Below are 23,642 nucleotides of genomic sequence, written 5' to 3'. Positions count from 1 at the left end.
CACGACGGTCGCCCGCCTGAAGCGCCAGGCGGGCGACCGTCGTCGTTGGCTCAATTGAGCGGCGGGAATTCCTCGAGGGAGAACACGCGCTCGAGGGGGAGGTCGAAGAATGCGGCGATGCGCAGGGCCAGGTGGAGGGAGGGGGCGTACTCGCCGCGCTCGAGGTAGCCGATGGTCTGGTAGTGGACGCCCATCGCTTCGGCGAGCTCGCGCCGGGACACGCCGCGGTCCGTGCGCAGCAGCGCGATCCGGTTGTATACGACGTCGTCCTTCATCAGATTCCCATGGTGTTCTTCAGGTTTTGCTGGGCGCGGGCCACCGTGCCCAGGCTGACCTTGCTAAAACTCAAGACTATCGCCTTGCGCGCCACGATCATGCCAAGGAAGAACCACGCGGCGAGCACACCGCTGGAGAGAGCCACGTTCTCGGCCCCGCCGAGGAAGACCCAGCGTGAGACCACGCCGCCGTGGTAGATCGGCAGCACCTTTGAGACAGCCTGGAGCCAGCCGGGCAGGGGGTCGAGGGGGAAGAAGATCCCCGAGATCGCCATGAAGCCCATGAAGAGGAGCATCCCGATGATGAGCGCCGTGGCGGTCCGCGTCAACGCGCCGATGATGAAGCCCAGCGGGGCCGTGGCGGCGAGCGTGAGGATGAGGAAGGGGATGGCGAGCGCTACCTTGTCCCACGTCAGGGCGAAGCCGGGGATAAAGAAGAGGGTGGCGAGGAGGAGCAGCACCTGGGAGACGAGGATGACGCCGGCCGAGGTGATCAGCTTTGCCGTGGACCAGATCTTCACGCCCTGGGGGAGCGTGCGCACCCGCAACAGCGTGCCGGCCATGTACTCGTTATATATCTCCGTCGCGATCTGGTAGGCCACCATCGCCGAGAATCCGACGAGTGAACCGGCGATGAGGTAGTGGCCCACGCTCACGTCCATGCCCTCGACCAAACCCGTCAGCCGCCTGCCGAGGAACGTCCACAGCGCCGGGATGATGAGGATGTTGAGAGCGGACAGGCCCAGGAGCTGCGGACGCAGATCCGCCAGAGCCTGAATCCTCACTGCCTTACCAAAGTGTGACATCGCTATCCTTTCAGTTGCGTTTGTGGCCGACCAGATCGAGGTAGGCGTCTTCGAGGGTGGGCCGGGTGATGGTCAGGCCGGTGATGGCCGACAGGTCGAGCGTTGCCACGAACTCTTCCACGTGCTCGGTGGGGTGGACGTGGCGCGTGTCACCCTCCACCCACGTCACCTCCGCCGGGCGCACGAACTTCTCGCGCAACTCGGTGGCGGTACCCTGAGCTGCGACTACGCCGTCGTTGATGATGGCGATCTTGGTGGAGAGCTTTTCGGCCTCCGGCAGGTCGTGGGTGGTCATGAGGACGCCGGTGCCGCGGTCGGCGGCGTCGGCGATGAGGTCGTGGATTTCGAGCTTGCCGGCCGGGTCAAGCCCGGTGGTCGGCTCGTCGAGGATGAGCAGGTCCGGTGATCCGATGAGCGCCGCGGCGAAGTCCGCCCGCCGGCGCTGGCCACCCGAGAGCTGCCCGAGGCGCTCGTTCTTTTTCCCGGTCAGCCCCACGCGCGTTAGCAGATCGTCGATGTCGCGGGTGGGCCGGCCCGCCGACTTGAAGGCATGCTCCATCCAGCCCAGCTGGTCGCTCACGCGCCACTTGGCGTGGTCGGTCCAGTGCTGCTGGACCAGCCCGATCCGGGTCCAGGTGGGCCCGTCCGTGAACACGGATACGGTTCCCGATACCGGGGCGTAGGTGCCGAGGATCACCTCGATGAGCGTGGTCTTGCCGGCGCCGTTGGGGCCGAGCACGGCGAGGAGTTCGCCGGCGTCGAGGCTGAGCGAGACGCCCTTCAACACCTCGTTCTTGCCGTAGGCGAAGTGTAGGTCGGTCACTGTCAGCATGAAACCTCCTTGTTGTCCTAACAGCTCTAACCGTAGTAGGAATACTACATCACGTCAACGACGTGCGCCGGACTGTCCGGACGCAGCGGCGGCGACGGCGTCGTGAACGCGGGTAGAATTGAGGCAAGAGAAGCAGTTGAGGCAAGATTGATGTGGTTCGCCGCCGCGGCGAGCGCAAAGGAAAGGGAATGAAGTGACGGACGTCCTCGAAGAACTGCAATGGCGTGGGCTCATCGCCCAAACCTCCGATATTGACGAGTTGCGCAAGGCGCTCTCGGAGGGGCCCGTGACGTTCTATTGTGGCTTCGACCCGACCGCGGCCTCTCTCCACCACGGCCACCTCGTGGCGGTCAAGGTCATGCGCCACCTGCAGATGGCCGGCCACAACCCGCTCGTGCTCGTGGGCGGCGCCACCGGCCTCATCGGCGACCCGCGCGCCAAGGGTGAGCGCCAGCTCAACACGAAGGACGTGGTGGCCGGGTGGGCCGAGGCGCTGCGCGGCCAGCTGGAGACCCTGCTCGACTTCGAGGGCTCGCACGCGGCCCGCACGGTAAACAACCTTGACTGGACCAACGAGCTGTCCGCGATCGACTTCCTGCGCGATCTTGGCAAGTACTTCCGCATGGGCACCATGCTGAACAAGGACATCGTGAGGCGCCGTCTCGAGTCGGAGGAGGGGCTGTCATACACCGAGTTCTCCTACCAGATCCTCCAGGCGAATGACTACCTCCAGCTCTACCGCCGCTACGGCTGTACGCTCGAGGTGGGCGGGGATGATCAGTGGGGCAACCTCGTGGGCGGGCTCGATCTCATCCGCAAGACCGAGGGGGAGTCGGTGCACGTGCTCACCAACCCGCTCATCACCAAGGCCGATGGCACGAAGTTCGGCAAGACCGAGGGTGGGGCCGTGTGGCTCAACCCCGACATGCTTAGCCCGTACAAGTTCTACCAGTTCTGGCTGAATACGGCCGACGAGGACGTGGTGCGCATGCTCAAGGTCTTCACGTTCCTCGATCGGGATCGGATCGAAGAGCTGGAGGCCGCAGTGGCGGAGCGCCCACAGGCCCGCGAGGCGCAGCGCGTGCTGGCCGAGGAGGTTGCCACGTGGGTGCACGGCGCCGAGGCCACCGAGCGGGCCAAGCAGGCCTCGCTCGTGCTGTTTGGCAAGGCTGAGCCGGCGGGTTTGGATGAGCGCACGCTACTCGACGCCACGGCCGAGCTGCCTTCTGCCGAGGCGCGCGTGGGCGACGCCGTGGTGGACGTGCTCGTTTCGCTCGGGCTGGAGAAGGGCGCGGGCGCGGCGCGGCGCACGATCGCCGGCGGTGGCGTCTACATCAACAACGTCAAGGTTGAGGACGCCGAGCGCGTGATTGACGCGGGCGACGTGTTGCCGGGTTCGCTCGTGCTTCTGCGCAAGGGGAAGAAGAACCTGACGGCGATCCGCGTGCTGTAGGACACTGTTAGGAAAGGCGCCGGGGGAGTCCCCGGCGCTTTTTCGTGCCTTGACCAGGTCAAAAGCCCTAAATTGCGGCACGGCGAAAACAATAATTTGATAATATCGAATCTAATAAGGGTTCCCTAAGAGAAAGTTGGCCATGACTATTAAACGACTCCTTGCCCTCGCGTCGGCTTCGGTCCTTGCACTGACCATGTCGGCATGCTCGCAGGAAGACACTGGTTCGGATTCCGACGGCAAGCTCACCATCGTCGCCTCCACCGGCTACCTCGGGGACGCGGTCAGGAACATCGCTCCCGACGCCGACCTCACCGTGCTCGTCGGCCCCGGCGGAGACCCCCACACCCAGGAGCTCACCACCTCTGACACCGCGAAGATCGGAAAGGCGGACCTGGTGGTGTGGACCAGCCACGACATGGAGCACAAGATGATGGCCCAGTTCGACAAGCTGGGCGACCGCCAGATCCCCGCGGGCGAGGCGATCCCCGAAGCAGACCTCCTTCCCTGGGAAGAGGACGGCCAGATCGAGGGCCACGATCCGCACATCTGGAACGACCCGGTGGCCTGGCAGCTCGTGGTGACCGCCACGGCTGAGAAGATCGCAAAGATCGACCCCGACAACGCCCAGACCTACCGCGACAACGCCGCCGAGTACAACGGCAAGATTCAGGCCATGCACGAGGCCGCCAAAGCCGAGTTCGACAAGATCCCCGCGGAGCGCCGCACACTCGTCACCGGCCACGACGCCTTCAACTACCTCGGACGCACCTACGGCCTCGAGATCCACGCCACCGACTTTGTCTCGTCTGAGTCGGAGATGTCGGCCGTGCAGATCAACGAGCTGGCCACCCTCATCGCCGAGAAGAAGCTCCCCGTCATCTTCGCCGACAACCTCAAGAACCCCGAAGTCATCAAGCACCTGCAGGACGCCGTCAAGTCCGCCGGTTGGGACGTGAAGATCGCCGACGAGGAGCTCTTCGCTGACACGCTCGGCGTGGAGGCCCCGGTCGACACCTACCTGGGCGCGTTCCAGCACAACGTCGACGCCATCGTCGCTGGCCTCAAGTAGTCCGCGACACCTTGATCGCCGGAAGGAGAAACAGTGCACTTAGAGATCTCATCCTTGACTGCGGGTTACCGCGACCGCGTGGTACTCCACGCCGCCAGCATGTCAATCGATACGGGCCAGATCATGGCCATCCTTGGACCGAACGGTGCGGGAAAATCCACGCTCATCAAGGCGGCTCTAGGTCTCGTTCCGCCTCTGGCGGGCTCCGCCTCCTTCTTTGGCGAGCCCCTTTCCACCGTGCGGCATCGCGTGGGGTATATGCCGCAGGTGGCTGCGGTGGACTGGGATTTCCCGGCCACCGTGGGCGACGTGGTGCTCATGGGCACCTACGGCAGGCTCGGGTGGCTTCGCCGCCCGAGCCGCGCCCAATACGTGCTGGCGGATGAGGCGATGGATCGACTCTCAATCACTGACCTCGCCGACCGCCACATTTCCGAGCTCTCCGGCGGGCAGAAGCAGCGAACCTTCCTTGCGCGCACGCTCGCCGGAGAGCCCGACCTCCTTCTGCTCGATGAGCCTTTCGCCGGCGTCGATATCGCCTCCGCGCTCGCCATCACCGACGTGCTCCGCGGGCTTGCGGCCGAGGGCCGAGCGATCGGCGTCGTGCATCACGACCTGGGAACGGTCAAGGACTTCTGCACCCACGCCACCCTCCTGCGCGAGGGCCGGGTGGAGGCGACCGGGCCGCTCGACCAGGCCTTCACGCCCGCGACCATCCACCGCGCCTACGGGCTGGCGGAGGTGATCCCGGAGTGAGCCTCGCTGAATTTTTTGGCACCTACGCCTTCCGCACCACCGCGATCGGCACGACCCTCATCGGCGCCCTCGCCGGCGCGCTGGGGGCAATCCTTTATCTGCGCCGGCAGTCGCTGGCCTCAGACGTCGTCGGGCATTCCTCGCTCGCCGGCGTCATCAGCGCCTTCGTGATTGCCACGTTGCTCGGCTTCGACGGGCGTTCCATCCTCGTATTGACCGTGGGTGGGACGATCGCCTCCGTCCTCGCACTCCTTTTGACGAACGCGATCGCGCACCAGCGGGTGGGGATCGACGCCGCCATGGCAATCTCGATGGCCATCTTCTACGGCGGGGGCATGATCGGCCTCTACCTCGTCAACCATTCCACCCTCCCGAACCGCGGCGGCATCGACAGCTACCTTTTCGGGAACGCCGCCACCATGCGCCAGGTTGACATCATCACCGTGGCCTTCCTCGGCGGGATCGCTATCCTCGCCCTCCTGGCCTTTTGGAAGGAAATCAAGCTCTACTGCTTCGATGAGGTGGCCGCCCAGGTCCAGGGCTTCGCGCCGCGGAAGATGGAGGCGCTCGTCATCATCACCACCACCGTGGCGATCGTGGTGGGAATCAAGGCCGTGGGCATGATCCTCGTGGTCGCGTTCGCGATCATGCCGCCGGCGGCCGCCCGCCAATTCACCACCTCGATGTCCGGGCTCGTGGCCGGCTCGGCGCTGATCGGGGGAGTCTCCGGACTCGTCGGGGCCTACTTCTCCGTGACCGCCGGGCGCGTTCCTACCGGCCCCGTCGTCGTTCTCATTCTCTTCGCCGTCTTCATCCTCGCCCTGGTCTTCTCCCCGCGGCGGATGTCGCGCCGACGCGCTGCGCGGGTTCGGAGGGCCGTCGCATGACATTCATTCTTTCTGTTCTCTTGCTCTCACTCACGACTGCGATCACGTGCGCCTTGCCGGGCACCTTCCTGGTGCTTCGCGGGCAGTCGATGTTGGTGGACGCGCTCTCGCACGCCGTCCTTCCCGGGATCGTGATCGGCGCGATCGTGTCTGGCAGCACGCATTCCCCGCTCATGACCTTAATTGCCACGGCGTGCGGGCTCATCGTCGTCGTCGGCGCGGACAAGCTCAAGGGCTCGGGGCTGCTTGCGGGAGATGCCAACCAAGGAGCGATCTTCCCCGCGCTCTTCGCGCTCGGAGTGCTGTTGCTATCCACGCGCCTATCCAACGTCCACATCTGCACCGACACCGTGCTCGTAGGCGACCTCAACCTCATGGCCCTACCCTCCGAGCACCTTTTGGTGGGCCGCCTCGACCTCGGTCCGAACATGATGTGGCTACTTTTGGGGGTGGCCGCGGTGAACGTGGCTTTCATGGTGGTGACTTACCGCGTGCTCCAGGCATCCACCTTCGACCGTGACTTCGCTGTCGTGTCAGGCATGCCTGTCAAGATCGTTGACACCGTTTTTATGATCCTGGTTGCCCTCACCGTGGTGGCGGCCTTTAACGTGGCGGGCGCGATCCTCGTTATTGCGCTCATGGTGGTGCCGGCTGCGACAGCGCTGCTGTTTTCGCGCAGCCTCAAGACTATGCTCGCGGCTTCCCTGGGGGTTGCGGCGGCTTCTGCAGTGGCTGGCTTCCTTATCGCCTGGCTCGCCGACGTTCCCACGACGCCGACCATGGCCTTCGTCGACGGCGTCATTTTCGTCGTCCTCATGTACCTCAAAGCGGCGCGCGAGAACCGTGCGCGCAAGGTGGCCGAGGGTGGTGTCTTCGAAGAACTGGCGGAATCTCGCGGTTTGAGGCTGTGACCAGTGACACCGTTCGTGAAATTGACGTCCGCGTCGTTCATGCGTAGAGTATCTATTCGTTGCCACGGAGAGCGGCACAAACCCAAAGACGCAAATTCTTGAGGTGAGTCGCGCTCGACGGAGTCAAGACCTCGAACGATTTTGACACTGAGCAACGGGAATGCTAAGCTAGCGTTCCTCCCTTCGGAAGTTACCGCTCAAACGGTGGTTTTCGGATGTGGGTGTGTTGTTTGATATCTCAATAGTGTGTCAGCTTTTTATGTTGTGTTTTTTGCAGCTGGCCTTTTTGGTTGGTTGTGTTTTTTGCCAGTTTTTCTGGTTGTTTGAGTCTGTTTGTCAGGCTTTCTGTATGGATCTTACTGACTGTTTGGTTGGTTTGGTTTTTTGTGGAGAGTTTGATCCTGGCTCAGGACGAACGCTGGCGGCGTGCTTAACACATGCAAGTCGAACGATGAAGCTACAGCTTGCTGTGGTGGATTAGTGGCGAACGGGTGAGTAATACGTGAGTAACCTGCCCTTGTCTTTGGGATAAGCCTGGGAAACTGGGTCTAATACCGGATATTCTGCTTTCATCGCATGGTGGGGGTTGGAAAGGGTTTCTGGATAGGGATGGGCTCACGGCCTATCAGCTTGTTGGTGGGGTGATGGCCTACCAAGGCGTCGACGGGTAGCCGGCCTGAGAGGGTGACCGGCCACATTGGGACTGAGATACGGCCCAGACTCCTACGGGAGGCAGCAGTGGGGAATATTGCACAATGGACGCAAGTCTGATGCAGCGACGCCGCGTGGGGGATGAAGGCTTTCGGGTTGTAAACTCCTTTCAGTACAGAACAAGGCCTTTTTGGTTGAGGGTATGTGCAGAAGAAGCGCCGGCTAACTACGTGCCAGCAGCCGCGGTAATACGTAGGGCGCGAGCGTTGTCCGGAATTATTGGGCGTAAAGAGCTCGTAGGCGGTTTGTTGCGCCTGCTGTGAAAGACCGGGGCTTAACTTCGGGGTTGCAGTGGGTACGGGCAGACTAGAGTGTGGTAGGGGTAATTGGAATTCCTGGTGTAGCGGTGGAATGCGCAGATATCAGGAGGAACACCGATGGCGAAGGCAGGTTACTGGGCCACCACTGACGCTGAGGAGCGAAAGCGTGGGTAGCGAACAGGATTAGATACCCTGGTAGTCCACGCCGTAAACGTTGGGCACTAGGTGTGGGGCCTTTTCCACGGGTTCTGCGCCGTAGCTAACGCATTAAGTGCCCCGCCTGGGGAGTACGGCCGCAAGGCTAAAACTCAAAGGAATTGACGGGGGCCCGCACAAGCGGCGGAGCATGCGGATTAATTCGATGCAACGCGAAGAACCTTACCAAGGCTTGACATACACTGCGATGTGCCAGAGATGGTGCAGCCTTCGGGGTGGTGTACAGGTGGTGCATGGTTGTCGTCAGCTCGTGTCGTGAGATGTTGGGTTAAGTCCCGCAACGAGCGCAACCCTTGTCCTGTGTTGCCAGCAATTCGGTTGGGGACTCACGGGAGACTGCCGGGGTTAACTCGGAGGAAGGTGGGGATGACGTCAAATCATCATGCCCCTTATGTCTTGGGCTTCACGCATGCTACAATGGCCGGTACAGAGGGTTGCGAGCCTGTGAGGGTGAGCTAATCTCTTAAAGCTGGTCTCAGTTCGGATTGGGGTCTGCAACTCGACCCCATGAAGTCGGAGTCGCTAGTAATCGCAGATCAGCAACGCTGCGGTGAATACGTTCTCGGGCCTTGTACACACCGCCCGTCACGTCACGAAAGTTGGTAACACCCGAAGCCCGTGGCCTAACCTTTTGGGGGGAGCGGTCGAAGGTGGGATTGGCGATTGGGACGAAGTCGTAACAAGGTAGCCGTACCGGAAGGTGCGGCTGGATCACCTCCTTTCTAAGGAGCCTCATGTGCCTGCGATCATGGTGGTTGTGGGTGTTGTTGTGGGGTTTTTAGTGGTTCGCAATGTGATTGGCTGGCATGCTGTTGGGGTGTGGGGTAACAGGCCCTGGCCACCCATGCGCAAGTTTTCAGGCTGTTTGTTTGGGTTTGTGTGTGGTGTTGGTGTGGTGGTTGAGAATTGTATAGTGGATGCGAGCATCTTTTGGTTTTTGTAAGTGTTTAAGGGCGTTCGGTGGATGCCTTGGTACACGAAGCCGATGAAGGACGTTGTAGCCTGCGATAAGCCTCGGGGAGTTGGCATACGAGCTGTGATCCGAGGGTGTCCGAATGGGGGAACCTGCCTGGAGTTGTTTCTGGGTACCGCCACCTGAATGTATAGGGTGGTTGGGGGTGACGCGGGGAAGTGAAACATCTTAGTACCCGTAGGAAGAGATATTCTGTGAGTAGTGGCGAGCGAAAGCGGATGAGGTTAAACCGGGTGTGTGTGATAGCTGTCGGGCGTTGCGCATTCGGGGTTGTGGGAGCCATGTGGCCTTACCGGCATGGGGTCGTGGAGTGATAAAGGTGTGGGGTAGGCGAATCAGTTGGGAAGCTGGACCGTAGTGGGTGATAGTCCTGTAGCTGAAACCTCATGCTCTCTTTGTGGTTGTCCCGAGTAGCACGGGGCTCGTGAAATCTCGTGTGAATCTGCACAGACCACTGTGTAAACCTAAATACTTCGTGTGACCGATAGTGGATAGTACCGTGAGGGAATGGTGAAAAGTACCCCGGGAGGGGAGTGAAATAGTACCTGAAACCGTGCGCTTACAATCCGTCAGAGCCTTCTTGGTGGGGGTGATGGCGTGCCTTTTGAAGAATGAGCCTGCGAGTTAGGATGTGTGGCGAGGTTAACCCGTGTGGGGTAGTCGTAGCGAAAGCGAGTCTGAATAGGGCGTTGTAGTTGCATGTTCTAGACCCGAAGCGAGGTGATCTAGCCATGGGCAGGGTGAAGCACGTGTAAGAGCGTGTGGAGGCCCGAACCCACTTCAGTTGAAAATGGAGGGGATGACCTGTGGTTAGGGGTGAAAGGCCAATCAAACTTCGTGATAGCTGGTTCTCCCCGAAATGCATTTAGGTGCAGCGTTGCGTGTGCTTGCTGGTGGTAGAGCGACTGGATGGTCGATGGCCCTTATACCGGGTACTGAGATCAGCCAAACTCCGAATGCCGGTTAAGTTGAGCGTGGCAGTGAGACTGTGGGGGATAAGCTCCATTGTCGAGAGGGAAACAGCCCAGATCATCGGTTAAGGCCCCTAAGGGTGTGCTAAGTGGGAAAGGATGTGGAGTTGCTGTGACAACCAGGAGGTTGGCTTAGAAGCAGCCATCCTTGAAAGAGTGCGTAATAGCTCACTGGTCAAGTGATTCCGCGCCGACAATGTAGCGGGGCTAAGTACACCGCCGAAACCGTGGCAACAATTTTTTTGTTGGGTAGGGGAGCGTCGTGCTTGAGGTGAAGCTGCCAGGTGACTGTGTGGTGGATTGAGTGCGAGTGAGAATGCAGGCATGAGTAGCGATTGACGGGTGAGAATCCCGTCCTCCGAATAACTAAGGGTTCCAGGGCCAGGTTCGTCCGCCCTGGGTTAGTCGGGTCCTAAGGCGAGGCCGACAGGCGTAGTCGATGGGCAACCAGTTGTTATTCTGGTACCGGCGAAGGACCGTCCATGCTGAAGCAGGGGATACTAACCATCCCTGCCCATTGCTAGCCCTTTCGGGGGTTGGTGGTGTGGTGGGCGTGGGACCTGATCTTGTTGTAGGCAAGCGTGTTAACAGGGGTGACGCAGAGTGGTAGCTTCCGCGTGGCTTATGGCTTGCCACGTTTAACAGCGCAGCTTGTTCCTTTGGCAAATCCGGGGAACGTATAAAGTGAGGCTGGATGATGAGACCGAATGGTCGAAGTAGAGTGATCCTGTGCTGCCGAGAAAAGCCTCGACGTGAGGTTCTAGCCGCCCGTACCCTAAACCGACACAGGTGGTTAGGTAGAGTATACTAAGGAGTTCGAGTGAATCGTGGTTAAGGAACTCGGCAAAATGCCCCCGTAACTTCGGGAGAAGGGGGGCCTGATCCTTGAAGCACTTTACGTGCTAGGGGTGATGGCCGCAGAAACCAGGGAGAAGCGACTGTTTATCAAAAACACAGGTCCGTGCGAACACGTAAGTGGATGTATACGGACTGACGCCTGCCCGGTGCTGGAAGGTTAAGAGGATCGGTTAGACTCTTTTGGGTCGAAGCTGAGAATTTAAGCCCCAGTAAACGGCGGTGGTAACTATAACCATCCTAAGGTAGCGAAATTCCTTGTCGGGTAAGTTCCGACCTGCACGAATGGCGTAACGACTTCTCCGCTGTCTCAACCGCGAACTCGGTGAAATTGCATTACGAGTAAAGATGCTCGTTTCGCGCAGCAGGACGGAAAGACCCCGGGACCTTTACTATAGCTTGGTATTGGTGTTTGGTACGGTTTGTGTAGGATAGGTGGGAGACTGTGAAGCTGTCACGCTAGTGATGGTGGAGTCATTGTTGAAATACCACTCTGATCGTGCTGGATGTCTAACCTTGGACCATGATCTGGTTCAGGGACAGTGCCTGGTGGGTAGTTTAACTGGGGCGGTTGCCTCCTAAATGGTAACGGAGGCGCTCAAAGGTTCCCTCAGCCTGGTTGGTAATCAGGTGTTGAGTGTAAGTGCACAAGGGAGCTTGACTGTGAGACTGACAAGTCGAGCAGGTACGAAAGTAGGAACTAGTGATCCGGCGGTGGCTTGTGGAAGCGCCGTCGCTCAACGGATAAAAGGTACCCCGGGGATAACAGGCTGATCCTGCCCAAGAGTTCATATCGACGGCATGGTTTGGCACCTCGATGTCGGCTCGTCGCATCCTGGGGCTGGAGTAGGTCCCAAGGGTTGGGCTGTTCGCCCATTAAAGCGGTACGCGAGCTGGGTTCAGAACGTCGTGAGACAGTTCGGTCGCTATCCGCTGCGCGCGTTGGAAACGTGAGAAGGGCTGTCCCTAGTACGAGAGGACCGGGACGGACGAACCTCTGGTGTGCCAGTTGTACCGCCAGGTGCATGGCTGGTTGGCTACGTTCGGAAGGGATAACCGCTGAAAGCATCTAAGCGGGAAGCCTGCTTCAAGATAACGTTTCCCAGACACATTAAGTGTTGTGAGGCCCCCTATAGACCATGGGGTTGATAGGCCAGACGTGGAAGCCTAGTAATGGGTGGAGCTGACTGGTACTAATTGGCCGACCACTTAAAAAACTTTTATAACTTGTTGTTCGCATCCGCTATACAATTCTGGGCCACCACACTAACCGGCCCAGATAACTGAATAAACCAACCGTTATGGTTGGCCCCGTTATTTTGACGGTGGCAATAGCGGTAGGGTAACGCCCGGTCCCATTCCGAACCCGGAAGCTAAGCCTACCAGCGCCGATGGTACTGCACTTGAGAGGGTGTGGGAGAGTAGGACACCGCCGTCACCAAACTTGATAGGGGGGTCTGGTCATAATTGTCCAGGCCCCCTCTCCTTTTTCATACCCCGAGCCCGACGCAACTCGTGAGTATATCGGGCTACTTTTTTCTAATCGGGTCTGGCAGGTGCCAGAGTCACGAGTTGTATCGCGAAGTGGTTTGCGCTGGGCAGGATGCTTCTGGTGGTCGTCACGGCGCGGCGGAGGACTCAAGCTTGACCGTCCGAAGCGGCGCCGTGTACGCTGCCGCACCCGCCGAGCGTCTGATCTACCGAGCAGCCGGTGTCATGCGTCTTACAGCGATCGATCGGATTCGCAGGCGCTATCTCCGGTAGGCTAGAAGCGTTGAATGCTGTTGTTTGAAAACTTAAACCGTGAGGAATCTATGTCTCAATACGATAACTCCGACAACTCCCAGCGTGGCGAGCGCCGTTCCTCTGGGTGGAACTCGGCCTCGAAGCGTTCCGGAGGTCGGCAAGGCTTTAGGTCGGATCGTGACCGTCAGGGCTCGTGGAACCGCGACCGTAATGATCGTAATGATCGGCGTGGTTCGTGGGATCGCGACGACCGCCAGGGGCGGCGCGATGATCGTGGTAATTGGAATCGCGACCGTAACGACCGCCGCGAGGGTAACTGGTACCGCGACCGCAGCGAGCGTCGTAACTGGGACCGAGATGACCGCGGTAGCAAACGTGGCAACTGGAGCCGCAATGACGACCGCAATGATCGTTGGGTTTCCTGGGATCGCAATGAGCGCTCCGAGCGCCGTAAGGATCGTCGTCCTTCCTACCGTGATGATCGGCGTGATGATCGTGGCAAATGGAACCGAGACCGTAACGACCGTCGTGATGGTAATTGGAGTCGGGATCGCAATGACCGCCGTGATGATCGACGGGGTAATTGGAATCGTGACCGGAACGATCGCAATGACCGCCGTGGGTCCTGGGATCGCGACGGCCGCCGGCACGGCAACTGGAATCGTGAACGAGACGAGCGCCGTGAGAAGCGTTTCGACGAGGCTGGCAATCAGGAGCAGGTCCGCCGCAATGTCGAGCAGGACAGGCTTGAGATCCCTGAATCCATCACGGCGGACGCGCTCGATGCCGGTGCACGCAAGCAGCTACGCTCGCTCAACAAGGACAACGCCGAGCGCGTTGCCCGCCACCTGGTTTACGCCGGCGAGATGCTTGATATCGACCCGGAGATCGCCTATGAGCACGCACGTGCCGCCTACAAGAGCGCGGCTCGCATCGATGTTGTGCGCGAGGCACTCGGCCTTACGGCCTACGCTACCGGGCGCTACTCGGAAGCGCTGCGCGAGCTACGCACCTACCGTCGCATGAGCGACGATTACACGCACGTTCCCCTTGAGGCCGATTCCGAGCGTGGCCTGGGCCGACCCGAGAAGGCGCTGCGCTTCATCGAGGGCATCCCGCTGCAGCGCCTTAAGGCGGAGGGACAGATCGAGTTGGCGCTGGTGACGTCCGGCGCGCGTGCGGAGACCGGAAACTCTGAGGGCGGCCTGTCCGTCCTGGAGAAAATCATCGTGGAGAATCTGCCGGAGGAGCTTGCCGCGCGCGTCCAGCTGATCAAGGCCGACCGCCTTGAGGAGCTCGGCCGCGCGGACGAGGCCGAGGAGCTGCGCGCCACCTGGGCGCCGATTTACGAGGGCGAGGGTGGCGACATCATGGTTGACCTCGACGACGTGCTTGACGATGTCGAGCCGGTCGCCGGAGCTGACACCACCTCGGATTCCTCCGATGAGGCTGAGTCCGCCGATGTGGAGGATCCTGAGGCCGATGAGGACTCGGAGCTCTCAGAGGCCCTCGAGGTTAACGATGCGACCGACTTCGAGGCCGAGCTTGAGGAGGAACTCGCCCAGGAGCTAGCCGACGAGCTGGAGGATAACGCCGACGAGGTCGTGCGCGATGAGCTGGTCGATCCTGAGCTCGCACCTGTTGAGGCCGACGTCGTTGAGCCTGAGGCGCCCGCGGAAGAAGCCGAAGCGGAGGCAGAAGCGGACGAAGAGTTCGTCCAGGACGACCTTTTCGGTGACGCCCTTGACGTCGCGCTCGAGGAGGACCAGGAATTGGATCTGAATGAGGAGGACGCATGAGTCTGGGAAATACTGACAAGCCGCTGATTGACGCATTCGACTACCTGTTCCTCGACCTGGACGGGGTGTGCTACCGTGGCACGCTCCCGGTAGAGAACGCGGCGGCGAGCCTCGCGCAGGCGCGTGCCAAGGGCGTGGGCCAGGCGTTCATTACGAACAACTCGATGGCATCCCCACCGTCGGTCTCGAAGAAGCTTGAGGCCGTGGGGATCGAGGCGGCAGACGAGGAGATCTACACGAGCTCACGCACGGGCGTCGCCCAGCTGCTCGAGCACGTGGCGCCCGGTTCGAAGGTGCTGCCGCTCGGCACTGAGGGCCTCTTCTACGAGCTGGAGCGCACGGACCTGCAGGTGGTGGAGTCGGCCGACGATCAGCCCGACGCGGTGATCCAGGGCCTGTCGAAGGACCTGTCGTGGCGTGAGCTGTCCGAGGCCGCGCTGGCGATCCGGGCCGGCGCGCTGTACGTGGCCACCAACCTAGATGCGACGTTGCCGCTTGAGCGCGGGCAGTACCTGGGGTGTGGGTCGATGGTGGCGGCGGTCATCCATGCCACCGGGGTCCAGCCGTTGAGCTCGGGCAAACCCGCACCGGACATGTACCGCCTGGCGATGAAGGAGACGGCGGCGGCCAACCCGCTGTGCGTGGGCGATCGCCTCAACACCGACATCGCGGGCGCGAACGCGGGCGGCCTGCCGTCCTTGCACGTACTTACGGGCGTGAGCCAGGCGCGCGACATCATGCTCGCCATCGACTCCGAGCGCCCCACCTACCTGGCGATCGACATGTCGGACCTGAGCGAGCCGGCCCCGGCCGTCGTCGCCGAGGGCGAGGACTTCGTGTGCCGCGGGGCACGGGCGCGCCTGGAGGCCGGCCGTCTGGTGATCAACGACGCCGATGCCGCGGCCACCGTCACGCTCGACGAGTACCGGGCGGCGGTGGCGGCCGTGTGGCACGCGATCGACGAGGGCACGCCGCGCGAGGAGCTGGCGTGGCTGCCGGAGCTGAAGGTCGTGCGCTGATGAGTACCCCGATGCCGCAGCGCATCAACGTGGCCCAAACCCTCGAGGCGCTCCCTAGCAAGGAGCGCGAGGAGCAGATCGCGGACCTGGAGAAGATTCACCAGGAGCTGACGATCCGGCTGAATCGGGCGCAGGCGTAGATGGCCAAGCTCATTCGGGTGGACGCCGAGTTGGTCCGCCGCAAGCTGGCGCGTTCGCGCTCGGAGGCGGCGGACCTCATCCATGCCGGCAGGGTGTATCTCGACGGGATGGAGGTGACGAAACCGGCCCGACAGATGGACCCGGCGTTGCCGCTCGTGGTCAAGGAGGGCGAGCGGGACGATTACGCCTCGCGCGGTGCCTACAAGCTCATCGGCGCGCTCGACTACCTGGGCGCGGACGCGCCACGGGTGAAGGGGGTGCGTGCGCTGGATGCTGGCGCCTCGACGGGCGGTTTCACTGACGTGCTACTGCGCCGCGGGGCGAGTGAGGTGCTCGCTGTCGACGTCGGCTACGGCCAGTTGCTGTGGCGGCTGCGGGAGGATCCGCGCGTCGTGGTGATGGAGCGGACGAACGTGCGCACGCTCCAACCCGAGGACGTGGCGCCGGCGCCGGACCTGGTGGTGGGGGACCTGTCGTTCATTTCGCTCACCCTGGTCATTCCGGCGCTTGCCCGCTGTGCGAGTGATACGGCGGACTTCCTGCTCATGGTCAAGCCGCAGTTTGAGATCGGCAAGGAACGCCTGGGCGCGGGCGGGGTGGTGCGCGACCCGGCCCATCATGTCGAAACGGTACTCAATGTGGCGCGCTCGGGGCGCGAGTCGGGCTTGGCGGTATGCGCGGTGGCGCCCTCCCCGCTACCCGGGCCGGCGGGGAATGTAGAATACTTCTTGCACATGAAAGCCGGTGGGACCGACCTGGGTGATCGGCTCGAGGCGGCCATCGAGGACGCGGTGGCCTCGGGGCCGGCCGGCGCGCGTTGGGAGGGCCAGTGAGTGTTTGCGTAGGAGTCGTCACGCACGAGCGCCGGGACGAGGCGCGCCACGAGGCGCGGGTCGCGCGTGACCGGCTCGCCGCCGCGGGCGCCGACTCTTTCTGGGTGGACGAGGACCTGGATCGCCTTCCCGACGCCGACCTCCTGCTCGTCATCGGCGGGGACGGCACGATCCTGCGGGCCGCCGAGCTGGCCCGCCCGTACGAGACACCGATCCTCGGCATCAACTTTGGCCACGTCGGCTTCCTCGCGGAGGAGGACCCGGAGGCCTTTGACCTGGTGGTCCAGGCGGTGGTGGCGCGCAAGTGGACGGTTGACTCCCGCCTCACGATCGACGTCACGGTCACCTTCCCCGACGGCTCCACGAAGACCGACTGGGCGTTGAACGAGGCCTCGGTGGAGAAGGGCCCGCACATGCGCATGATCGAGGCCGACATCGGGGTGGACCGCCGCGGGCTGTCCTCGTTCAAGGCCGACGCCGTGCTCCTGTCCACGCCCACGGGCTCCACCGCCTACAATTTCTCCGCCGGCGGCCCGATCGTGTGGCCGGACGTGGAGGCGCTCCTACTCACCCCGATCGCGGCCCACGCGCTCTTCGCCCGGCCACTGGTGGTGTCGAAGGAGTCGACGCTCGAGGTCTACATCCGCTCCGATAACGCCGTGGTGTGGTTTGACGGGCGGCGTAACATCGAGGCGCCGGAGGGCTCGCTCATCACGGCCGTCAAGGGCGGCCACCCCGTGCGGCTCGCCCGCCTCAACGATTCGCCCTTCTCCGGGCGGCTGGTGCGCAAGTTCCACCTTCCGGTTGAGGGCTGGCGCCGACCAAAGGATGAGGCGTGATCGACGAACTGCGTATCTCGAATCTGGGCGTCATCGAGTCCGCCCACGTTGATCTTTCGCGCGGGATGACCGCGATTACGGGCGAGACGGGCGCGGGCAAGACCATGGCGCTGACCTCGCTCGGCCTGCTCATGGGAGCCAAGGCCGAGCCTCACCGGGTGCGCCAGGGCGCCACGGCTGCGAGCGTCGAGGCCACCTTCGTGGTCCGCGCCGACTCGCCGGTGGTGGAGCTGGTGGAAAACGCGGGTGGCGTCGTCGACGTCGAGGGCGACGAGGCGGCCGTGATCTTGGCGCGGCACGTGCCGGCGAAGGGACGGTCGCGCGCGTATGCGGGTGGGCAGTCGGTGCCGGTCAAGCTGCTTGAGCAGATCGCCGAGCATCTCATCACCGTCCACGGCCAGGCCGACCAGCTCAAGTTGCGTTCGGAGGCCCAGCAGCGCCACGCGCTCGACGCGTTCGGCGGGCAGAAGCTCGCCGCGGCCCGCGCAGGCTACGAGGCGGCGTGGGCGGCCTCGCGGGAGAGCGAGGAGCTGCTAGCGGACTTCAAGGCGGACATGCGCCAGGCGGCCGCCGAGCGGCTGGCGCTGGAGGCGTTGGTCAAGCGGGTGGATGCCGTCGAGCCGCGCGCCGGCGAGGAGGACGAGCTCAAGGCCCGCGCGCTCGTGCTCGAGAACGTTGAGGACCTGCGTTCGGCGATGGCGGGCTCGATCGCGGCGCTGTCCGGTTCCGACGACGCCGGGGCGCTCGGCGCGATCGACGCCGCGGCCGAGCTGCTGGCGCAGGTTCGCGACGCCGACGCTGAATTGGGCGCCCTATCGGATCAGCTGCGCGAGGTCTCGTTGCTGGCCTCGGACGTGACGAACGCGCTCGGCGTGAAGCTGTCGGGGCTGGACGCCGACCCGGAGGAGCTCGACTCCATCCACGCCCGGCGCGCCGAGCTGCGCTCCCTCCAGCGTGACCTCGGGATGACGGTCGAGGAGATCCTGGCCGAGCGCGGCGCGGCCGACACCAAGCTCGCCCAGCTCGCGGCGCCCGAGGAGCACCTGGCACAGCTCGAGGAGCAGGTGCGCGCGGCACACAAGACGCTCATGGACGCCGGTCGCAAGCTCCGGGCCGCCCGCCGCACCGCGGGCGAGAAACTCGGGGCCATGGTCACGGCCGAGCTGCACGATCTGGCCATGAAAGACGCCACATTTAGCGTTGCGGTTGAGCCGCGAGAGGAGCCGGCGCGCCACGGCATCGATTCGGTGAGCTTCCTCCTGCGCGCCCACCGCGGAGCCCCGGACCTGCCGCTCAGCGTGGCCGCCTCGGGCGGCGAGGTCTCGCGCATCATGCTTGCCCTCGAAGTCACCGTCAATGCCGACCCGCGCCCCGACCACACCTTCATCTTCGATGAGGTGGACGCTGGAATCGGCGGAAAGACGGCGCTTTCGGTGGGTGAGCGCCTGGCGAAGGTGGGACGTGCCAGCCAGGTCCTTACCGTCACCCACCTGGCACAGGTGGCGGCGTACGCGAACCACCATGTCGTGGTCGCGAAGAAGAGCGAGGGCGTGACGACCTCCACGGACGTCGTGGTGGTCGAGGGCGAGGAGCGGGTGTCGGAACTGGCGCGAATGCTGTCCGGGCACGCCGAATCGGAGGTGGCGCGCACGCACGCGGCTGAGCTCATTGCGGGTGCTGTTGTGTCATGATGAAGGCATGATGTTTAAGCGTCGTCGTGTCGAGGAGATCGCAACGGGGGAGCTCACGGGAGTCGCCCGGGTCGATTCGCGCACGAAGAATCTAGTCAAACGCCTGCGCCCAGGCGAGATCGCGGTGATCGACCATGAGGATATCGATCGCGTGGCCGCCGAGGGCCTGGTGGAAAAGCAGCCGGCCGCGGTGCTGAACGCCGCCAAGTCCACCTCGGGCCGCTACCCCAACATGGGCCCGCAGATTTTGCACGACGCCGGCATCTGGGTGATCGATAACCTGGGTTCGGGGATCATGGACATCCACGAGGGCCACTCGCTACGCATTACGCCCGAGGGTGAGGTTTACCGCGGTACCACGCTTATCAGCCACGGCGACGTGCAGACCCAGGAGACCATCGACGCGAACCAAACCACGGCCCGGGCTGGGATGACCGTGCAGCTCAAGGCGTTCGCGAACAACACGATGGAGTACCTGGAAAAGGAACAGAGCCTCATCCTGGACGGCGCGGGAATGCCGGCCGTGCGCACACAGTTTGAGGGGCGCCACGTGCTGATCGTGGTGCGCGGGCACGATTACAAGGAAGACCTGCGCACGCTGCGCCCCTACATTCGCGAGTACCGCCCGATTATCGTGGGCGTGGACGGCGGCGCCGACGCCGTGCTCGAGGCCGGATACAAGCTCGATATGGTGATTGGCGACATGGATTCGGTGTCGGATGAGGCGATCCGCTCGGGCGCCGAGGTCGTGGTGCACGCCTACCGCGACGGGAACGCGCCGGGGGAGAAGCGCGTGGAGGACCTGGGCGTGGAGCACGTGATCTTCCCGGCGGCCGGCACGTCGGAGGACATCGCGATGCTGCTGGCCGACGGCAAGGGCGCCAGCATGCTGGTTGCCGTGGGCACGCACTCGAATCTCATGGACTTCCTGGACAAGGGCAGGCGGGGCATGGCTTCGACGTTCCTGACCCGTCTTCAGGTCGGTTCGAAGCTGGTTGACGCGCGCGGCGTGAGCCGGCTCTACAGGTCGCGCATCTCGAATTGGCAGATCGCGTTGCTAATCATCGCCGGGGTGGCCGGCGTGGTCGCGGCGGTGTCCGCCACGGAGCTTGGGCGGATCGCGTTCGACCTGAGTAACGTGTGGTGGTCTGATCTGATCATCTGGATCAAGAATCTATTTTAGGGTCTCATCGTGGTTGATTTTAGGTATCACTTAGTTTCGCTCATCTCCGTCTTCTTCGCCCTCGCGATCGGGATCATCCTGGGAGCAGGGCCGTTGCAGAACTCGATCGGCAACGTGCTGCAGGGCCAGGTGGCTGACCTGCGCGTGACGAACGAGAACCTCAAGCAGGAAAACACGGACCTCGCCCAGACCATCGACTCCCAGGACCAGGCATTCAATGAGATCGCGCCGAGCCTAGTGGAGGGCACGCTGACGGGCCGCACTGTGGCGATCGTCGTACTACCGGGCGTGGTGGAGGCCGATGTGAGCGCGGCGCGCGCCAAGCTTGAGCTCGCGGGCGCCAAGGTGACCGGCCAGGCGAGTGTGACGGAGGCATGGACGGCGGCGTCGACGACGTCGTTCCGCTCCACCTTCTCCGACCAGATCCGCTCCTACGTGCCGGGCGTGGCCGACGACGCCGATACAAACCTGGTGCTTGCGCAGGCGCTCAACGCGCTCGTGCGCGAGGGGGCCGCCAAGCACGACACGTTGGCCGGTCTCATGACGGGCACGGACACGCCGATGCTTGCGATTGACGGCCTGGGGGAGGCCGCTGACGCGGTGCTCGTCTTCGCGCCCGACGTCGACATGCCCGCCGACGCCGACGCCGACGCGGTGGCCCAGCAGCAGTACACCACCCAGACATTGAGCGCGCTCGTCACCGAGCTCGGCACGCGCGGGCCTGCCGCGGTGGCGGGCGCGGCGAACTCGGACACGGACGTGGTGAAGGTGTTGCGCGAGGCCGGGGCGCCGGTGTCGACGATCGACTCGCCTGACACCGTGGTCGGCCAGATCAACGCGGCGATCGCGGTGGCGAACGAACTTCGAGACCAGCTGGTCCACCTTGGCCTCGACGCGGGCGCCCAGGCGATCATGGGAGCTCGCACGGAGGCCCCCGCCCAGGCGGCGCCTGCCGAACCTGCTGAGCCTGCCGAGGAGCCCGCGGCAGATCCGAGCGAGGATTCGCAGCCTGCCGAGGAGCCCGCTGATGCGGGGGAGTCGGACGAAGCCGATAACGCATGATGGGTGTGGCCGGCGCGATAGCCGGTAGTGTCGTGGCGCGCCACGGGCTGGCGAGGCGGCTGCCGGGCTGGGAGCGGACGAACTTCGCCGGACGGAAGGTGTCGCTGACGGGCGGTCTGGAGACGGCGGCCGGCCTGCTGGCGGGCACGCTGGTGGCCGCGCTGCCCTGTCCCGTGACGGGGATGCGGGCGGGTGCGCGGCAGTCGACAGCTACGCTTGTTGCCACGCTCGCCGCGGCCGGCGCGGGCTACATCGATGACCATCTGGAGGATCGCTTTCCCGCCCAAGGCAAGGGTTTTCACGGGCACCTGGGCGCGCTGAAAGAGGGTAAGCTGACTTCGGGCCTGCTGAAGATTGCGGCGATCGGAGCGGGCGCGCTGGGCGCGGGGGCCCTTACGGGCACGCACTCGGGGGAGAAGGCGCTGGATGCCGCCCTCATCGCGCTCAGTGCCAACTTCATCAATCTGCTCGATTTGCGCCCGGGCCGCGCCCGCAAGGTTGCCTCACTTGCAGCCTGCGCCGCCCTTCCGGCCACGCCGTTGGCGCAGGTCTCACTTGGGGCCGCGCAGGCGGGCATCCGTGAGGACCTGCTGGGGAAGAAGATGCTCGGTGACCTGGGCGCCAACGCGATCGGCGCGCACCTCGGCGTGGCACTCACCGCGTTGCCGATGCGGAGCAAGTGCGCGGCCGTTGCCGGGCTCATCGCGCTGACCGCGGCCTCGGAAAAGGTCTCCTTCTCGGCTGTCATCGAGAACACGCCGGTGCTACGCGAGTTCGATAACCTGGGCCGGGCATGATGCGCTCGGGGCGGGCACTTGCCGGGGCGGCCGGGCTGGTGGCCGCCCTCACGCTTTTCTCGCGCGTCTTCGGCCTGCTGCGCAAGCTCTCCCAATCGTGGGCCCTGTCCGATTCCGCCATCGCCACCGCCTACGACACGGCAAACACCGTGCCGAACGTGCTGTTCGAAGTGGCTGCCGGCGGCGCGCTGGCCGGCGCAGTTATCCCCATCCTGTCCCGCTTCGTCACGCGCGGGGACAAGCGGTTGGTGGGGCAGACCGCCTCCGCGCTCGCCACGTGGATTATGAGCGTGGGCACGGGCGTTGCGGTCGTCGTGGCGCTCCTCGCCGGCCCACTCACCGCCCTGCTCCTGCCCCAGGCCGACCCGGCCACCCAGCACTTGGCCGCGCTCTTGCTACGTGTGTTCGCCGTCCAGGTGCCGCTCTACGGGCTGTCGGTGGTGGCCACGGGCGTGCTCCACAGCCACGACCGCTTTTTCTGGCCCGCGCTCTCCCCGCTCCTGTCCTCGCTGTCGGTTACCGCGATGTTCCTGCTCTACGCCACCCGGGTGCCGGCCTTCGCCGACCCCGGGGAGCTCACGGGCGCCGACGTCGCCCTGCTGGCCTGGGGGACGACGCTCGGGGTGGTGCTTTTCTCCCTGCCCCAGCTCGCGGTGGCAGGGCGGTACGTGCGCCTGCGGCCAACCTTCACGTTCCCGTCGGGTGTGGGACGCGAGACCCTGCGCCTCGGGGCGGCCGGCCTCGGGGCGCTCGCCGCCCAGCAGATCGCCATCATCGCGATCATGCTCAGCGCCAACCACGCGGGTGATTCGGGCACGTACGCCGCCTTCAACTACGCCTACGCCATCTTCATGGTGCCTTATGCCGTGCTGGCCGTTCCCATCGCCACCGTCACCTTCCCCCGGATCTCGGCCGCGATGGGGGATCAGTTGCAGCGGCTGGTGGCCCAGTCCACGCGCTTGGTGCTCGCCATGGGGATCGTCTGCGCGGCCCTTCTCATCGTGCTTGCGCGGCCGGCGAAGATCGTGCTCGAGGTGGGGCGCGACATCGCAGGGCTCGATGCCGCCATGCGGTCGATGGCCGTGGGCCTCATCGGCTTTTCGCTGCTCTACCACGGCGTTCGGGTGCTCTACGCGCGTGGAGAGGCGCGCCGTGTCATCCTCGCCAACTCGGTGGGCTGGGGCGCCGTGGTGGTCTGCCTCGCGATCATGCACGCGGCCGGGATGGGTGGACGCACGGGAACGCTCACCGGGATCGGGATCGCCATGTCAGTGGGGCTGACGGTCGGCGGCGTGGCGGTGCTCGCCATGATCCGGGCCTCGCTCGGCCCTCAGGCCCTCGCCGGGATTGCCCGCTCCCTGCTCCTCGCCCCGGTCGTGGCCCTCGCAGGAGCGGGTGCCTGGCCACTCGTCGAGTGGGTCCTCGCCGGGAGCAGCTCGATACCTGCGGCGCTGGGTGCGGCATGCGCGGGCGGCGTCGTGATCATTGGAGCCTCCGCCGCGGCCCTGTACGCCACCGACCGCCAGGCGCTCGCCAGCCTCACGCGTTAGGCTG

19 protein-coding genes and 3 rRNA genes are annotated in these 23,642 nt (G+C 63.8%); 19 read left to right on the top strand and 3 right to left on the bottom strand.

Annotation, left to right across the window (positions count from 1 at the left end; translation table 11 throughout):
• Positions 1–50 precede the first annotated feature (50 nt).
• The 3 genes from QPC17_RS04935 to QPC17_RS04925 are packed head-to-tail and all read right to left on the bottom strand — an operon-like array spanning position 51 to position 1,913.
• Positions 51–275, bottom strand: a complete 225-nt coding sequence (locus QPC17_RS04935; protein WP_068539005.1) for a helix-turn-helix transcriptional regulator — start codon at positions 273–275, stop codon at positions 51–53.
• On the bottom strand, positions 275–1,060 hold the full coding sequence (locus QPC17_RS04930; protein WP_068539006.1) for an ABC transporter permease: 786 nt from the start codon (positions 1,058–1,060) through the stop codon (positions 275–277). Before QPC17_RS04930 ends, QPC17_RS04935 begins: the two co-directional genes overlap by 1 nt.
• Before the next feature lie 31 nt (positions 1,061–1,091).
• Positions 1,092–1,913 (bottom strand): ABC transporter ATP-binding protein, encoded by an 822-nt coding sequence (locus QPC17_RS04925; RefSeq protein ID WP_068539007.1) that lies wholly within the window; start codon positions 1,911–1,913, stop codon positions 1,092–1,094.
• A 193-nt stretch (positions 1,914–2,106) separates the two neighbouring features.
• Here QPC17_RS04925 and tyrS point away from each other — a divergent pair, with 193 nt between their 5' ends.
• From tyrS to murJ, 19 genes are all read left to right on the top strand, one after another.
• Positions 2,107–3,366, top strand: coding sequence for a tyrosine--tRNA ligase (gene tyrS, locus QPC17_RS04920; RefSeq protein ID WP_068539008.1), 1,260 nt, complete (start codon positions 2,107–2,109; stop codon positions 3,364–3,366).
• Positions 3,367–3,508: 142 nt separating this feature from the next.
• Complete coding sequence (locus QPC17_RS04915; protein WP_068539009.1) at positions 3,509–4,438, top strand: metal ABC transporter substrate-binding protein; 930 nt, start codon at positions 3,509–3,511, stop codon at positions 4,436–4,438.
• A gap of 33 nt (positions 4,439–4,471) precedes the next feature.
• Positions 4,472–5,194, top strand: a complete 723-nt coding sequence (locus QPC17_RS04910; RefSeq protein ID WP_062613850.1) for a metal ABC transporter ATP-binding protein — start codon at positions 4,472–4,474, stop codon at positions 5,192–5,194.
• Entirely contained in the window at positions 5,191–6,081 is an 891-nt protein-coding gene (locus tag QPC17_RS04905) for a metal ABC transporter permease (RefSeq protein ID WP_068539010.1), read from the top strand. The genes QPC17_RS04910 and QPC17_RS04905 overlap by 4 nt, the downstream gene beginning before the upstream one ends.
• A complete protein-coding gene (locus tag QPC17_RS04900) occupies positions 6,078–6,992 on the top strand; it encodes a metal ABC transporter permease (protein WP_068539011.1) in 915 nt (304 codons plus the stop codon). The genes QPC17_RS04905 and QPC17_RS04900 overlap by 4 nt, the downstream gene beginning before the upstream one ends.
• A gap of 383 nt (positions 6,993–7,375) precedes the next feature.
• A 16S ribosomal RNA gene (locus QPC17_RS04895) occupies positions 7,376–8,901 on the top strand.
• 14 nt (positions 8,902–8,915) lie between these two features.
• Positions 8,916–9,122, top strand: coding sequence for a hypothetical protein (locus tag QPC17_RS04890; protein ID WP_201783186.1), 207 nt, complete (start codon positions 8,916–8,918; stop codon positions 9,120–9,122).
• A 23S ribosomal RNA gene (locus tag QPC17_RS04885) occupies positions 9,117–12,195 on the top strand. The genes QPC17_RS04890 and QPC17_RS04885 overlap by 6 nt, the downstream gene beginning before the upstream one ends.
• Before the next feature lie 104 nt (positions 12,196–12,299).
• Positions 12,300–12,416 (top strand): 5S ribosomal RNA (gene rrf / locus QPC17_RS04880).
• The 16S, 23S and 5S rRNA genes sit together here, the layout of an rRNA operon.
• Positions 12,417–12,792: 376 nt before the next feature.
• Complete coding sequence (locus QPC17_RS04875) at positions 12,793–14,523, top strand: tetratricopeptide repeat protein (RefSeq protein ID WP_285347524.1); 1,731 nt, start codon at positions 12,793–12,795, stop codon at positions 14,521–14,523.
• Positions 14,520–15,542 carry an HAD-IIA family hydrolase gene (locus tag QPC17_RS04870; protein ID WP_062612671.1) on the top strand — a complete coding sequence of 341 codons (1,023 nt, stop codon included), beginning with the start codon at positions 14,520–14,522 and terminating at the stop codon, positions 15,540–15,542. Before QPC17_RS04875 ends, QPC17_RS04870 begins: the two co-directional genes overlap by 4 nt.
• Positions 15,542–15,682, top strand: coding sequence for a hypothetical protein (locus QPC17_RS04865; protein ID WP_160326857.1), 141 nt, complete (start codon positions 15,542–15,544; stop codon positions 15,680–15,682). Before QPC17_RS04870 ends, QPC17_RS04865 begins: the two co-directional genes overlap by 1 nt.
• Positions 15,683–16,516, top strand: coding sequence for a TlyA family RNA methyltransferase (locus tag QPC17_RS04860; RefSeq protein ID WP_062612670.1), 834 nt, complete (start codon positions 15,683–15,685; stop codon positions 16,514–16,516).
• Complete coding sequence (locus tag QPC17_RS04855; protein WP_062612668.1) at positions 16,513–17,355, top strand: NAD kinase; 843 nt, start codon at positions 16,513–16,515, stop codon at positions 17,353–17,355. The genes QPC17_RS04860 and QPC17_RS04855 overlap by 4 nt, the downstream gene beginning before the upstream one ends.
• On the top strand, positions 17,352–19,046 hold the full coding sequence (recN, locus tag QPC17_RS04850; RefSeq protein ID WP_285347523.1) for a DNA repair protein RecN: 1,695 nt from the start codon (positions 17,352–17,354) through the stop codon (positions 19,044–19,046). Before QPC17_RS04855 ends, recN begins: the two co-directional genes overlap by 4 nt.
• 7 nt (positions 19,047–19,053) lie before the next feature.
• Entirely contained in the window at positions 19,054–20,229 is a 1,176-nt protein-coding gene (steA, locus tag QPC17_RS04845) for a putative cytokinetic ring protein SteA (protein ID WP_062612664.1), read from the top strand.
• 9 nt (positions 20,230–20,238) lie between these two features.
• The gene (locus tag QPC17_RS04840; RefSeq protein WP_068539265.1) at positions 20,239–21,291 is read left to right on the top strand and encodes a copper transporter; all 1,053 of its coding nucleotides are present in this window, start codon (positions 20,239–20,241) and stop codon (positions 21,289–21,291) included.
• Positions 21,288–22,088, top strand: coding sequence for a hypothetical protein (locus tag QPC17_RS04835; protein ID WP_083200647.1), 801 nt, complete (start codon positions 21,288–21,290; stop codon positions 22,086–22,088). The genes QPC17_RS04840 and QPC17_RS04835 overlap by 4 nt, the downstream gene beginning before the upstream one ends.
• A complete protein-coding gene (gene murJ, locus QPC17_RS04830) occupies positions 22,085–23,638 on the top strand; it encodes a murein biosynthesis integral membrane protein MurJ (RefSeq protein ID WP_285347522.1) in 1,554 nt (517 codons plus the stop codon). The genes QPC17_RS04835 and murJ overlap by 4 nt, the downstream gene beginning before the upstream one ends.
• Positions 23,639–23,642 lie beyond the last annotated feature (4 nt).

Source organism: Trueperella bernardiae, from assembly GCF_030246965.1.
Classification (GTDB): domain Bacteria; phylum Actinomycetota; class Actinomycetes; order Actinomycetales; family Actinomycetaceae; genus Trueperella; species Trueperella bernardiae.
This window is presented reverse-complemented; position numbering and strand designations above follow the sequence as displayed.

Coding starts and splice junctions, on each gene's coding strand:
- QPC17_RS04935 (WP_068539005.1), bottom strand. CDS start 275: ATGAAGGACGACGTCGTATACAACCGGATCGCGCTGCTGCGCACGGAC.
- QPC17_RS04925 (WP_068539007.1), bottom strand. CDS start 1,913: ATGCTGACAGTGACCGACCTACACTTCGCCTACGGCAAGAACGAGGTG.
- QPC17_RS04915 (WP_068539009.1), top strand. CDS start 3,509: ATGACTATTAAACGACTCCTTGCCCTCGCGTCGGCTTCGGTCCTTGCA.
- QPC17_RS04900 (WP_068539011.1), top strand. CDS start 6,078: ATGACATTCATTCTTTCTGTTCTCTTGCTCTCACTCACGACTGCGATC.
- QPC17_RS04875 (WP_285347524.1), top strand. CDS start 12,793: ATGTCTCAATACGATAACTCCGACAACTCCCAGCGTGGCGAGCGCCGT.
- QPC17_RS04870 (WP_062612671.1), top strand. CDS start 14,520: ATGAGTCTGGGAAATACTGACAAGCCGCTGATTGACGCATTCGACTAC.
- QPC17_RS04865 (WP_160326857.1), top strand. CDS start 15,542: ATGAGTACCCCGATGCCGCAGCGCATCAACGTGGCCCAAACCCTCGAG.
- QPC17_RS04860 (WP_062612670.1), top strand. CDS start 15,683: ATGGCCAAGCTCATTCGGGTGGACGCCGAGTTGGTCCGCCGCAAGCTG.
- steA (WP_062612664.1), top strand. CDS start 19,054: ATGATGTTTAAGCGTCGTCGTGTCGAGGAGATCGCAACGGGGGAGCTC.
- QPC17_RS04835 (WP_083200647.1), top strand. CDS start 21,288: ATGATGGGTGTGGCCGGCGCGATAGCCGGTAGTGTCGTGGCGCGCCAC.
- murJ (WP_285347522.1), top strand. CDS start 22,085: ATGATGCGCTCGGGGCGGGCACTTGCCGGGGCGGCCGGGCTGGTGGCC.